Genomic DNA, 12396 nt, shown 5'->3' with positions numbered 1-12396 from the left:
CAATGGTTGCTTTCGAGCATTTTACGATTATGTACGAGTCGCCTATCATTATTATCGTGGCGATTTTGTTTCTGTTTATATATTCGGCACGCTTTAAAAATCCACAGGACTAACAGCAGCAGCGGAAACGGGCCTTCCTGATTTATGAGGAGGGTCCCTTCATGTGTCCTGATGTGCCTTGATGTATACTGTGGAATTTCCTTTACATATTTCCATTAGATTGGAGTTTGAATTATACTTTACATATACCAGCATGTTGTATTATTTGCTTTTCATACTCACGTGTACAATATATAGATGAATGGAAACCCTTTGGATTACTTGGGAGAACGGGTTTGTCAGGGAGGGAATTACATCATGCCCAAAGTTCGTTTTAACAATATGGATCATGTAAATACCGATAAAACCATCAAGCAATTCAGACAATGGCGGCAGGAACGACGCAGCAAAACAAAGGATTATACGTTTGTTGTTCCGAACCATCCCCCGGAGCTGGAGTTTTTGCACAGTAATCGGGACATGACGACAGCAACCTGGGTAGGCCATTCCACCTTTTTCATCCAATACCTTGGGCTGAATATCATCACTGATCCGGTATGGGCCGAGCGTATGGCCTTGGACAAAAGGCTGGCTCCGCCCGGCATTCGCATTCAGGATGTGCCGCCGCTGGACATCATTTTGCTGTCCCATTCGCATTATGATCACTTACATATACAATCACTGCGCAAATTATATCGTGCAGACACGCTTATGCTCGTACCTGCGGGACTAAAGTCGAAAATGATCCGCAAAGGCTTTCGCAATTGCCATGAGCTGCAATGGTGGGAGCATTTTACGGTAGGCGGGGTGCGGATTACATTTGTTCCGGCACAACACTGGACCCGGCGTACGCCGTTTGATACCAACACCTCACATTGGGGTGGGTACGTACTGCAAAGCGAGCAGCAGGTGATCGGCTCTGCCACGTCCGTTGCCGGCTCGGATTCTCATGCAGACTCAGATTCGGCGGATGTACCGACGTTGTATTTTGTGGGAGACACCGGGTATTTTCGTGGTTTTAAGGAGATTGGCGAGCGTTTTGCCATTGACCTGACCTTTATGCCGATTGGCGCGTATGAACCGGAATGGTTCATGACCTCGCAGCACGTGACACCGGAGGAGGCATTGCAGGGCTTTGTCGATTGCGGCGCGGATCAGATGATCCCGATGCATTATGGAGCCTTTAAGCTGGCCGATGATACGCCAAGAGAGGCCTTGGATCGTCTCGAAGCCGAGCGCGAGCGTTTGGGCATCGCGAAGGAACGTATCCATGTATTGGGGCACGGAGAGACGCTAAAAATTGGGCGCCGCGGCTCTACTACAAACTGAGGAGTATAACAAATATTCATCGAAAAAAGCGACTCTGCGGACAAATGATGTTGTCTGCAGAGCCGCTTTTTTTTGTTTTTAGGCTATAATTCAGGATTAAACGGCTTCGGTGTCACTCGCCAAAGAGGAGTCACTGTTGGCGATGGGATGACGAACGATTTTAACCTCATAAAAGGTGATTTTATTTTCAATAATATAGTCCGGAATTTGGCGGTGGCTATGGGATTCGCGGAACGCTTCGCTTTTCGTCCAGCCTTGGAAGCTCTCTTTTTCCTTCCAGCGTGTGCTGATCGTTACTTCCTCATAATCCTCCGTGTTTTCAGTCAGCAGCACCTCCAGACCGAGGAAGCCTTCCATTTTCTCTACTTTTCCTTCTTTGTTGAAGCGTTCGATGAGCAGGTGGGCGTTGCCCGGTGTGATTTTAGACGTATTTGTAACGATAACCATAGTTAAATTCCTCCTAAATGATGTGGTATGGTCGGTATAATGACCGGATAGCCATCCTCGAATTTGATCGTGGCGTTCATTCCATAAATGTCGCGAAGAAAATCAGATGTCAAAATGTGACGGGGATCGCCGGCAACGGCAATTCGTCCCCTTTTAAGCGCAATCATATGATGACAATAGGCCGCAGCTTGCTGCAAATCATGCAGTACCATAACAATCGTCAAGCCGGACTCGTGATTGATTCGCCGCAGCATATCCATAACCTCAAATTGGTGAGCGATATCCAGAAAAGTGGTCGGTTCATCGAGCAAAAGAATACTTGTTTGTTGGGCCAAAGCCGTTGCAATTCGCGCTTTTTGTTGTTCACCTCCCGATAGAGTATGGAACATCCGATCCGCATACATCTGACACACGTGTTGTGAAATTTAAAATAGCGGATTTGGACGCTATTCTGAATGCACAAGTCCACGTAAGTACGAGTTTTAATGGATCGGTATATGAAATGGATCATAAGATTCGTCTGCAATTTGACCGTAGCAGCCTTGCGGTGAAAGGAACGGATGGCGGTACAACTCCTGTGACTGAAAACGGCAGATATAGTATTGATTTTTCTGTACTCAAAAACGGAAGCAATGAAATATCTGTGATGGATGGCTACATGCAAAAACCAGCCACGCTGTTAAGACAGTCCGGTAAAAATGTGATTCAGATCAAAATGGACAAGAGCAGTTGGATTAAAACGTTTAAAGTAAATGGTTCAGAAGCTCAGGTGGTTGATCAATCGACCGCTGCAGATACAAGAACAGTACAATTTGAAGTGCCAAATCTGTCGGATAAAGTGACAGTGAATACACATGTGATCGTACCTGGATTGGATTTGGGTGGCATCCCATATTGTAAAAACCTATATTTGACTTCGAGCAGCAATAAAACTACATTAGAAGTACCGGGAAATAGAAAACCTTAAAACTGGAGGCAATTAAGCGATGAACTCAAACTATGAAAATGGAAAAAAACATTTTCAAGAAACTGATGAAGCAGGAATCCAAGCGATTATTCATGCTTTAAGCGATGTATCTCCCCACATAAGTCGGTACATTATTGAATTTTTTGGGCAAGTTTTCAATAATCCCGTACTCACCTATCAACAAAGAGAAATGATCGTGATCTCTGCGTTAACATCGTTAGGTGATACTCCAAATCAACTCAAATGGCACATGAACTTCGGTTTGAAAGTTGGAATTACGCCGAACGAAATTATTGAAATTGCCACCCATTGTATTCCGTTTTGCGGCGTTCCTCGTGCTTTAAATGCCATTACCGTTGCGAAACAACTTTTTACAGAACAAAATATCGAAGTAAACATCGAGGACGAACTACTACATTCTGTAGGGGAACGACGGGAAAGAGGCATAGCAAAACTTCAAGAAATCGACGGCAAACATGGTGAGGCGGTTGCCGATTCACTTGCCGAGATTGCCCCTGTATTAGCTGAACAAATCATTGAATTTGCGTTTGGTGAAATCTACAGCCGCTCAGGACTAAACCCTAAACAGCGCCAACTCGTCACATTAGGAGCCTTAACTGCTCAAGGTGGATGCGAGCCACAGTTGCACGTTCATCTCAATGCCTCCATTCGTGTAGGTCTAACGAGACAAGAAGTGATTGAGGCATTACTGCAATGCTACCCATACACGGGATTTCCTAAAGTCTTGAATGCTATAAATGTTGCCAAAAAGATATTTTTAACATAGTTATTCACCGATAAGGCAAGTTGATAAAAAGACCGGACTTCACTCACAGAGTTTTTCCGGTCTTTTTACATACTAACTTGATCAATTCATTTTGAGCACTTCCGACTCATAGGACTTAAAAGCATTTTCCATGCCCATAATGACATCTTTAATTTTCATGTATCCCTGGGTGTAAACCAAGGAGTCTCTAATTTCTTCCCACATATAGTGATACTGCTTCATATCGTCTACTTCACATACCACAAAATCCGTAAATTCCTTCCCCGGAAGCGCCTCAGCATCAAAAAAGCGGGCCTGAACATGCTGATTGTATTTTTGGACGATCTTCTGCAAAGAAGCAGCATGATTATTGCGCTCTTCCCGAGATAATGCGAGCCAGGAAGGATAAAACTCCAATAACACGATCATCATATACCGCATCTGCACTTCTCCCTATAGAAATATTGAATTCTGCGGATTTTGTAATCGATCAGGAATCAAACTGCATTAACATAGGTTAATGCAGTTCGCTTCGGAGCAACCTGCTTAACGATACAGGAGATACACCTATGTAAGAAGCGACATGATACTGAGGAATTCTCTTCTCCAACCCAGGATATTTGAGCAGAAACGCCTCATAGGGCTCCCTTGCTGGGCCAGTACCAGCGTAGCTGACACAGACCGTAAAGTAGTTTGATAACGTATCAAAAACACCATAACCACAACGACTTAACGATGTTCCAAATTTATTTTTTGCATCGGAACCTGGCACTTCAACAGGCCAAAAATTCAAACGATCCTCTGGAAAATAGCACCTGAGATTCGATTTTGTTCCGATACTCACCGTTTCAGGAACTTTCAACAGAGGTTTTCCAGTGATTTGCAGACGTTTGCGGGTGGTATCAGCGACGCTGCTATTACCCCATCTATTGACGATATTACGATAGAATCAGATTCAATTTACTTTAAAACTGATTATGTCACATTTATGAAAGATTACTTTAGCTAAGTCTATTTTTGGGGGCCACTATCCCAAAATATGCTATAATGGATTGGACAAGGTAACCGGTGGGGAATGACACGGCGAAGCTACCCGAAAGGGGGTGCTGCCGTGTCACTTGATCTGATCGTGAAGATTCTTGACGCTGTGCTGAAGGTGGTCAGTATTACTACTGGTCTGAAGACTTTGGTTCAAGCATGGAAACAATCACGTAAAGATAAGAAAAACCACCGGGAATAGGTATGGGAGCCTAGGAATCCGGTGGTTTTTCATTTCGTATTGAACTGAAATCTCGCCGTGGTTGCCCACCGGCCTTTGTCGGGGTAGCCGTGATGCGCTAACATCGCGGCTACTCTTATTTATATCCATTATACCACAAATACATGAGGATGAAATGTCTGCTTATTTATGCCAGGCATTTTTTTTATGGTGTGATTGTTCGGAAAAGAAGTGGATCGGGATCTCCGAATAGCTTATGGCCATCCAGGTAATTGCTTCAAAATCGAACGATACCCTATAATAATTTTGTAATCTGAGATATTCGGCCTTGGGACACGCCAAGCCATTCGGCGTATTCGCTCTGCTTGGCTCCTGGATGTTCACGCATTAGTTTTCGTAAACTTTTAAGCAATTGTAATGTAGACCGCCGGACTTTATGTTCTTCCTTAGGAGTAACAGGAATGGGAGTAACACCTACATTCCCCTTCAGGTCGAGTATACAATGCTTACATAAAAGAGAGCTTTTGAAATAGCTTAAATCCTGGGTCGAATTGCACAATTTACAGGAAGTCCCGTTGCTATACTTTCCTAAGCCCATAAAACCTTGTTCTACGTCCATAAAAAATTCTAAAGGCTCGCCAATCTCAATCCCCATGGTGTTCCGTATTTCTATGGGAATAACAATTCGGCCTAACGTATCTAAGGGACGTGTCATACCAGTGCTCTTCATTTGATATCCTCCTTATCGGATTATAGAAACCCACTTCATTCTTCAGACTGTCACCTATCTTAAAATCTCCTAATAATCCATAAGTATCTTGTGAATTTTCACTTATATAATCCAATGTTCTCCAAAAGGAGGTATTTATTGTTGTTACAAAAGATGGTATATTGAAAACATACAAAACTTTCATTATATTATAATATTTCCAATTCATCTTTTTGTTTAAGTTTGCACATTCCAAAGTCCACGCTGAAAGGGGGGGTTATCCATGGAAAACACACCTACGATTCGGGCAGAAATTGTAAAGTATCTAAAACAGAAAGGCTTAACCATGACCGAGTTTGGTCACACTATTGATTTGAATGTAGGTACAATTAGTGGTATTGTGACGGGCAACCGATCTATTTCTGTTCACCAACTGGACAGTATTACTGCGGGAATGAATCTACCACCGGATTATTTTTACGAACGTTTTATTGAAGAGTGTATTGAAGAATCGCCACTTAACTGGCGAAAAATAAGCCCATTCGTGTACCGATGTGCTGAGCTTAACCAGTTGGATTGCTTACAACGAGTTGTAAGTTTGTTACTAGATAGTCCTACTTATCCGTCGCTGCTCTTTGAAGTAGCTGAGGATTCGTTCCAAAAAGGGTACAAGGATGCAGCGGCTTATCTGTATGAAAAAGTGTCCGAGAGTGAAAAGCAGCAGTATTCAGAGCGATTGGCGTTCTGCCAGTATCGCTTGTTTACGATTCGAATTGGGGAAGACCAGATTCAGAATCTCCAAACGGCTGCTAGATTTGAGCCTTTTATTGATCGTTTGGATGAAGTGGACCAACTGGATGCATTGAAAGACTTAGCAAACTTATATCGAGCATTGAGCCAGTGGCATAAAGTATATCAATTCGCTCAGATGATGAAAAAAAGAGCAAAGATTCGTTATGGTATGAAACAAGAATCTAATAAGAAGCCAAGCAGACCACCATTTGTATACATAGCTTACGCAGATCTGTTGTGTGCATATGCTTGTGATGCAAGAGGCGATTATGAACAAGGCCTAAAACACCTGAAGGCTCATACTGATTTAAGTTGGGTAAAAGAGAAAGACCCGGAATCACAACATTGGTTAGGATTATTCCAAGGTTGGGCCAAAATTAATACGTACGTAAATAGGCTTATGTCTGGAGATGTTAGTGTGCTGCCGGATTATGTAGAGTATATAGCTGGCGAAAATGAAATTTTTGCCGAACTTCTGAATGTTGTTGAAGCAGCTAATCGTTACAATTTAGATATAGATCACATTTTAGAGCGCTTTGAATCTCAAATTGCAGCATACCGTGAACCCGAATCTTTATCAAACTACTTTACGGTCTGTGTCAGCTACGCTGGTACTGGCCCTAAAAAGCATATGGCGCGGGAACGCAGGGTTCAGGCTCATCTGACCATTACGGACAGACAGGCTTTGAAACAATTCCAAACCGATTTTGAAGGCCGGTATACCACTCCGACCATTATTGGTTCCAGCACAAAGGGTGACACGAGCACCATCGCCTTTGAAGTCCCTGATTTGGACAAAAAGCTGAGTGTATATGCGCAGGTATATCTGCCTGAGAAATACATTTTAAATGAAAAATTTGGCGGACAAATTCAATTTGACCGTGCATCACTTAAAGGTGAGGGAGTAAGTGCAGCTACAACTGCAACCGGCGCTGAACCGGCACCAGCCTCTACGGATAAAGCAGCACAAATAACCACACCTGTGGCTGAACAAAAGCCCGTAGCGGAACAACCCGTTCAGCCCGCAGCTACTGAGAAGCAGTACACGATCAATTACAACGTATTTAAAGATAAGACGGGTGAAGCCTCTGTTATGGATGGCTACCTCGATAAGCCGGCTACATTGATTGAAAAGGGAGACAAGCGCTATATTCAAGTCACTTTGAAAAATAGCTCCTGGATGCCGGTTCTACAAGTGGAGCAGAACGGTACCCTGAAAGACGTAGAAGTAATCTCAACATCCGGCGATACGCGCGTCGTTCAATTCGAGGTAGGGGACTTGTCTCGGAAAATCAGTGCCTACACCCACGTCATTGTGCCTGGCTTGGTCCTGGGCGGGGTGCCATATGATCACTGGTATACGGTTCAGTTCCAATTTGATGAAGCAAGCCTGAAAGTGAAGTAAACTCAGGCTATGACATCAATGATGTCCAAATAAACAGCATAATTTGTATGCGAGCAAGTCTTGGTGCCAGGCATCAAGACTTGTCAGCATTTACATACCCGAAAAAGCTGGGGCTTATGTTGTCCTCTCTAATATTTTGAATTGAGGTGATTTGATTTTCATGAAACGCTATACAGCTTTTGCACAAGGCAAATCATTCTGCTTTTACATGTTGATCGGTATTCTAATCTTGTTGCTTGCCGGATGCTCGGGAGGAGCAGAGGCTGAACAGAGCAGTAGCAATGGTTCAAAACCGTCAGCAACGTCTGAGGTCATAGGAAAGTTGTCTGATGATAAAGCCCAAACCCCGCGTATTGTTGCAACTACGGTAGCCATTACGGAAATTACGGATGCACTGGGTTTGGATTTGGCAGGCAAGCCGACAAGTACAAAAGCACTGCCTGACCGATACAACGATGTCCCTGATGTGGGTAATCCGATGAGCCCTGATATGGAAAAAGTGATGTCACTGAAGCCGACGATGTATTATCGGTCACGACGCTTAAATATGATCTGGAGCCCAAGTTTAAGGACTTGAATATCAATGCTGAATTTTTGAATTTTGAAAGCCTTGCGAATATGCAAAAGGAAATCCAAAAGCTGGGGGACAGGTTTGATAAAGCCGAAAAGGCAAAAGAGATAAATGGAGCTTTGGATGCCAAAATAGCCGAGATTCAACAGAAAATCAAGGGAAAGAAATCTCCTAAGGTCCTGATTTTGCTGGGGGTACCGGGAAGTTATCTGGTGGCTACCGAGCATTCCTATATTGGCGATCTGGTCAAAATGTTCGACGATGAGTTCAAAACCAACGACATCTGGAAGCATTTTAACGCAGTAAAAAAAGGACACGTCTACGATCTGCCGGAGCCGCTGTTTGGCACCACAGGCAATCTGGCTGCCAGCTCGGCGCTGGATGAGTTGATGAAGATGTTGTACCCTTCGAACTAAAAGGAAGCTGATGACATGTCAAAAAAAGGTTGGAGCATTATCATTGTGACCGTCCTGCTTATCGGCGTCATTTTGTATTCGGCGATGACGGGCAGTCTCAAGGTCAACTTGAGTCAATTGGTTACAGGTTTGTGGACAGGGACAGATGAGCAGGTCAATGTGGTTAAGGATTTGAGATTACCGAGAATTATTGTCGCTGTGATGGCTGGAGCAGCTCTTGCAGTGGCGGGCGTCTTGCTGCAAGCTGTCATGAAAAATCCGCTGGCAGATGCCGGGGTTATCGGTATTTCTTCGGGAGCGGCATTGATCTCGCTGATTGCGGTGACGATCTTTCCGGCGCTTTATTTCTGGATGCCGTTCTTTTCTTTTGTCGGCGGTGCGCTGGCCTGCCTGATGGTCTACGGATTTTCCTGGAAGTCAGGTCTGCACCCGATTCGTCTGATCTTGATCGGGGTGGCTGTGAATGCCATTTTTTCCGGTTTGGGGCAGTCGTTTAACTATCGGGGAAGTTATGCGGTCACCAGCATTAATCAGGTCACGACCTCGACCCTGTCCATGAAAAAATGGGTTGATGTTGAGGTGATCGTGACCTACGGCGGAATGGGGTTGATTTTGGCCATGCTTGTGTTTTCTTGGTGTAATTTCTTGTCCCTTCAAGATAAAACGGCTAAAAACCTCGGATTCAATGTGACGCGCGCACGACTTTTGATTTCCGTCGTTGCCGTGCTGCTGGCAGCAACGGCTACAGCCATCGCAGGAGTTATCGCCTTTATCGGCCTGCTCGTTCCCCATTGTGCCCGTTATTTGGTAGGTTCGGATCACAAGTGGCTGATTCCATTCTCCGCCTTGGGTGGCGGCTTGCTGCTTCTGCTCGCAGATACGCTTGGGCGGACGATGCTTGCTCCCAACGAAATTCCGGCTTCTATTATTATGGCCGTCATTGGCGGACCGTTCCTGATATTCCTGATCAGAAAGGCGGATCGCACCTATGGACATTAAGGATATTACCTTTTCATACGACCGCAAAACGGATCGTCTACACGCCATTAATGCTGTGATTGAACCGGGACAGATTACCACTATTATTGGTCCCAATGGTTGCGGCAAATCGACGCTGCTTAGTGTAATGTCCAACAATGCGGTTCCCCGGTTGGGACAAGTGGTTTTGGACGGCAAGGAGCTTACCCGCTATAAGCCCAAGGAATTGGCCCGTCAATTAGCGGTGGTTCACCAGCAAAATGAGGCGCCATCGGACTTGACGGTAGAGAAGCTTGTCAGCTTCGGAAGACTGCCTCATAAGCATATGTTCACAGGCAACCGGGACGAGGACGAGGAAGCAGTTGAATGGGCGATGGCCTGTACCAACCTGGAGGAACGCAGAACACGTACGCTGGATCAGCTTTCAGGGGGAGAACGACAGCGCGTATGGATTGCGATGGCCTTGGCACAGCGAACGCCGATTTTATTTTTGGACGAGCCAACGACTTATCTGGATATGTATTACCAGCTTGAGATTTTGGAGCTTATCCGGCAGTTAAATCAGGAGCACGGCCTGACCATCGTGATGGTGCTGCATGATATTAATCAGGCTATTCGGTATAGCGACGTGATGATCGCTATGAAGGAAGGACGGATCATAGCAAACGGCCCGCCCGCAAAGGTTGCAACATCCGAGCTGATTCAAGCCGTCTATGGTGTGGAGGTCGTTGTAAGACAGGACGACGAGGCGGGAATGTATCTTATTCCGATGGGTGTCGGTGTTTCCTGACAGCTCTGGCTTCTGGAGGTATTGAGTTTAAAAAACAAGAAAATGGTTCTGGTCCGCGTATTTGTCAGGGGTGACAATTGTCGAGACAGAAGCATTTTTTATTTTATTGTAAGATATGACCTGATGTTCTGGTGGTATTCTACTTATACTACAGTTCGATTCCGATCTTTTGTGTGTTATACTATTGCCGTCGGTAATTTTGTGTTTAGCACTTAACTAATGATAAGGATGGTATGCTTATATGATCAGTACAAGCGGCGTAACGCTTCGTTATGGTAAACGCCCACTTTTTGAAGACGTAAATATCAAATTTACTCCCGGGAACTGCTACGGCCTGATTGGGGCGAATGGCGCGGGCAAATCCACTTTTTTGAAAATTCTTTCCGGTGAAATCGAAGCCAATTCAGGCGAGGTCCACATGACACCGGGCGAACGGATGGCAGTGCTCAAGCAGAACCATTATGAATACGATGAATTCCCTGTTCTGGAAACCGTTATTATGGGCCACACGCGTCTGTATGAGATCATGAAGGAAAAGGATGCGCTGTACGCTAAAGCTGAGTTTTCCGAAGCAGACGGTTTGCGCGCTGGTGAGCTGGAAGGCGAATTTGCAGAGCTGAACGGCTGGGATGCCGAGCCGGATGCGGCCGCATTGCTGATCGGCCTTGGTATTCCGCGTGACCTGCATGATAAAAAGATGGCTGAGATGAGCGGCAACGATAAGGTCCGCGTTCTCTTGGCACAAGCGTTGTTTGGTCGTCCGAACAATTTGCTGCTCGATGAGCCTACCAACCATTTGGATCTCGAATCCATTCAATGGCTCGAAAACTTTCTGATGGACTATGAAGGCACCGTTATTGTCGTATCCCATGACCGTCACTTCCTGAACAAGGTATGTACGCATATTGCGGATATTGATTTCGGTAAAATTCAGATGTATGTCGGTAACTACGACTTCTGGTATGAGTCCAGCCAGCTCGCGCTTACACTGGCTCGTGATGCCAACAAGAAGAAGGAAGAGAAGATTAAGGAACTGCAGGCTTTTATCCAGCGTTTCTCCGCGAATGCTTCCAAGTCCAAACAGGCAACCTCGCGTAAAAAGCAATTGGATAAAATTACGCTGGACGACATCCGTCCGTCGAACCGTAAATATCCGTTCATTAACTTCAAGCCTGAGCGTGAAGCGGGCAAGCAGCTGCTGACCGTAGATAGCCTCAGTAAAACCGTTGAAGGCGAGCAAGTGCTGAACGAGTTCAGTCTGGTTGTGAACAAAGGGGATAAAATTGCGTTCGTTGGCCCGAATGGCCTGCCTAAAACGACGCTTTTCCAAATCTTGATGAATGAGCTGGAAGCGGACAACGGCGAATTTTCCTGGGGGATTACGACCAGCCAGGCGTATTTCCCGAAAGATAACTCCACCTATTTTGAAGGTGTGGACATGAATCTTGTGGAATGGCTGCGTCAATATTCAAAGGATCAGGACGAAACGTTCCTGCGTGGCTTCTTGGGACGTATGCTTTTCTCAGGAGAAGAAGCGCTTAAGAAAGCAAGCGTGCTGTCGGGGGGAGAAAAGGTTCGCTGTATGCTGGCGAAAATGATGTTGAATGGCGCCAATGTGCTGCTGCTGGAGGAACCAACCAATCACTTGGATCTGGAATCCATCACAGCGCTGAACAATGGTCTGATCGACTTTGACGGTACCATTTTGTTCACTTCCCATGACCATCAGTTTATTCAAACCATCGCGAACCGCATCGTCGAAATTACACCAAACGGTGTAATCGACCGTACGATGAGCTATGATGAATACTTGGAAAGCGAAGAAATTGCGAAATTGCGTGAGCGTATGTATCCGGTAGAAATCGGCTAATACCTTAACAGCTAACCCAGCTAATTTCAGCAAATAGATAAACGAAAGAGGAGCTCCCTGAGCCATGGATATGGCTGGGGAGGCTCCTCTTTTCGTTT

General features: G+C 45.2%; 12 protein-coding genes and 4 pseudogenes. 11 read left to right on the top strand and 5 right to left on the bottom strand.

Going from position 1 to position 12396, the window contains the following annotated elements:
* The first annotated feature begins 2 nt into the window (after positions 1-2).
* Positions 3-113: a cytochrome bd oxidase small subunit CydS family protein gene (gene cydS / locus GCU48_RS29070; protein ID WP_425280865.1), complete on the top strand. Its 111-nt coding sequence runs from the start codon at positions 3-5 to the stop codon at positions 111-113.
* A 244-nt stretch (positions 114-357) separates the two neighbouring features.
* Positions 358-1368 carry an MBL fold metallo-hydrolase gene (locus tag GCU48_RS06310; protein WP_152379441.1) on the top strand — a complete coding sequence of 337 codons (1011 nt, stop codon included), beginning with the start codon at positions 358-360 and terminating at the stop codon, positions 1366-1368.
* 96 nt (positions 1369-1464) lie between these two features.
* Here GCU48_RS06310 and isdG read toward each other — a convergent pair whose 3' ends face one another.
* Positions 1465-1815: a heme oxygenase gene (isdG, locus tag GCU48_RS06305; protein ID WP_025717057.1), complete on the bottom strand. Its 351-nt coding sequence runs from the start codon at positions 1813-1815 to the stop codon at positions 1465-1467.
* Between the two features lie 2 nt (positions 1816-1817).
* A pseudogene (locus GCU48_RS06300) lies at positions 1818-2216 on the bottom strand (ABC transporter ATP-binding protein); the annotation flags it as partial.
* Positions 2217-2317: 101 nt separating this feature from the next.
* Here GCU48_RS06300 and GCU48_RS06295 point away from each other — a divergent pair.
* Together GCU48_RS06295 and GCU48_RS28795 are read left to right on the top strand one after the other, a co-directional pair.
* Positions 2318-2782: an NEAT domain-containing protein gene (locus GCU48_RS06295; RefSeq protein WP_244316096.1), complete on the top strand. Its 465-nt coding sequence runs from the start codon at positions 2318-2320 to the stop codon at positions 2780-2782.
* A gap of 19 nt (positions 2783-2801) precedes the next feature.
* Entirely contained in the window at positions 2802-3569 is a 768-nt protein-coding gene (locus tag GCU48_RS28795; protein WP_152379440.1) for a carboxymuconolactone decarboxylase family protein, read from the top strand.
* A gap of 81 nt (positions 3570-3650) precedes the next feature.
* Here the strand turns inward: GCU48_RS28795 and GCU48_RS06285 are convergent, their stop codons facing one another.
* Complete coding sequence (locus GCU48_RS06285; RefSeq protein WP_152379439.1) at positions 3651-3989, bottom strand: darcynin family protein; 339 nt, start codon at positions 3987-3989, stop codon at positions 3651-3653.
* 76 nt (positions 3990-4065) lie between these two features.
* Positions 4066-4203 (bottom strand): annotated as a pseudogene (locus tag GCU48_RS06280) (Crp/Fnr family transcriptional regulator); the annotation flags it as partial.
* Between the two features lie 456 nt (positions 4204-4659).
* On the opposite strand from GCU48_RS06280, the gene GCU48_RS28615 reads away from it, so the two are divergent.
* A complete protein-coding gene (locus GCU48_RS28615) occupies positions 4660-4788 on the top strand; it encodes a hypothetical protein (protein WP_257721156.1) in 129 nt (42 codons plus the stop codon).
* A gap of 274 nt (positions 4789-5062) precedes the next feature.
* Here GCU48_RS28615 and GCU48_RS06275 read toward each other — a convergent pair whose 3' ends face one another.
* Positions 5063-5497 (bottom strand): AbrB/MazE/SpoVT family DNA-binding domain-containing protein, encoded by a 435-nt coding sequence (locus GCU48_RS06275; RefSeq protein WP_152379438.1) that lies wholly within the window; start codon positions 5495-5497, stop codon positions 5063-5065.
* Positions 5498-5759: 262 nt separating this feature from the next.
* On the opposite strand from GCU48_RS06275, the pseudogene GCU48_RS06270 reads away from it, so the two are divergent.
* The 6 genes and pseudogenes from GCU48_RS06270 to GCU48_RS06245 form a co-directional block, all read left to right on the top strand.
* Positions 5760-6854: pseudogene (locus GCU48_RS06270) on the top strand (helix-turn-helix domain-containing protein); the annotation flags it as partial.
* A gap of 45 nt (positions 6855-6899) precedes the next feature.
* Positions 6900-7673, top strand: coding sequence for an NEAT domain-containing protein (locus GCU48_RS06265; RefSeq protein WP_244316249.1), 774 nt, complete (start codon positions 6900-6902; stop codon positions 7671-7673).
* Between the two features lie 160 nt (positions 7674-7833).
* Positions 7834-8660: pseudogene (locus tag GCU48_RS06260) on the top strand (ABC transporter substrate-binding protein).
* A gap of 15 nt (positions 8661-8675) precedes the next feature.
* Positions 8676-9659 (top strand): FecCD family ABC transporter permease, encoded by a 984-nt coding sequence (locus GCU48_RS06255; RefSeq protein WP_152379437.1) that lies wholly within the window; start codon positions 8676-8678, stop codon positions 9657-9659.
* On the top strand, positions 9649-10428 hold the full coding sequence (locus GCU48_RS06250) for an ABC transporter ATP-binding protein (RefSeq protein ID WP_152379436.1): 780 nt from the start codon (positions 9649-9651) through the stop codon (positions 10426-10428). The genes GCU48_RS06255 and GCU48_RS06250 overlap by 11 nt, the downstream gene beginning before the upstream one ends.
* A 241-nt stretch (positions 10429-10669) precedes the next feature.
* Positions 10670-12298, top strand: coding sequence for an ABC-F family ATP-binding cassette domain-containing protein (locus GCU48_RS06245; protein WP_025717063.1), 1629 nt, complete (start codon positions 10670-10672; stop codon positions 12296-12298).
* The last annotated feature ends 98 nt before the right edge of the window (positions 12299-12396 follow it).

Source organism: Paenibacillus brasilensis (genome assembly GCF_009363115.1).
GTDB lineage: Bacteria > Bacillota > Bacilli > Paenibacillales > Paenibacillaceae > Paenibacillus > Paenibacillus brasilensis.
The sequence above is the reverse complement of the archived record's forward strand: the minus strand, read 5'-3'. Positions and strand labels throughout refer to the sequence as shown.

Bases quoted from the DNA above. Each gene is read 5' to 3' on its own strand.
- cydS (WP_425280865.1), top strand. From the start codon at position 3: ATGGTTGCTTTCGAGCATTTTACGATTATGTACGAGTCGCCTATCATT.
- GCU48_RS06310 (WP_152379441.1), top strand. From the start codon at position 358: ATGCCCAAAGTTCGTTTTAACAATATGGATCATGTAAATACCGATAAA.
- isdG (WP_025717057.1), bottom strand. From the start codon at position 1,815: ATGGTTATCGTTACAAATACGTCTAAAATCACACCGGGCAACGCCCAC.
- GCU48_RS06295 (WP_244316096.1), top strand. From the start codon at position 2,318: ATGGATCATAAGATTCGTCTGCAATTTGACCGTAGCAGCCTTGCGGTG.
- GCU48_RS28795 (WP_152379440.1), top strand. From the start codon at position 2,802: ATGAACTCAAACTATGAAAATGGAAAAAAACATTTTCAAGAAACTGAT.
- GCU48_RS06285 (WP_152379439.1), bottom strand. From the start codon at position 3,989: ATGCGGTATATGATGATCGTGTTATTGGAGTTTTATCCTTCCTGGCTC.
- GCU48_RS06275 (WP_152379438.1), bottom strand. From the start codon at position 5,497: ATGAAGAGCACTGGTATGACACGTCCCTTAGATACGTTAGGCCGAATT.
- GCU48_RS06265 (WP_244316249.1), top strand. From the start codon at position 6,900: ATGGCGCGGGAACGCAGGGTTCAGGCTCATCTGACCATTACGGACAGA.
- GCU48_RS06255 (WP_152379437.1), top strand. From the start codon at position 8,676: ATGTCAAAAAAAGGTTGGAGCATTATCATTGTGACCGTCCTGCTTATC.
- GCU48_RS06250 (WP_152379436.1), top strand. From the start codon at position 9,649: ATGGACATTAAGGATATTACCTTTTCATACGACCGCAAAACGGATCGT.
- GCU48_RS06245 (WP_025717063.1), top strand. From the start codon at position 10,670: ATGATCAGTACAAGCGGCGTAACGCTTCGTTATGGTAAACGCCCACTT.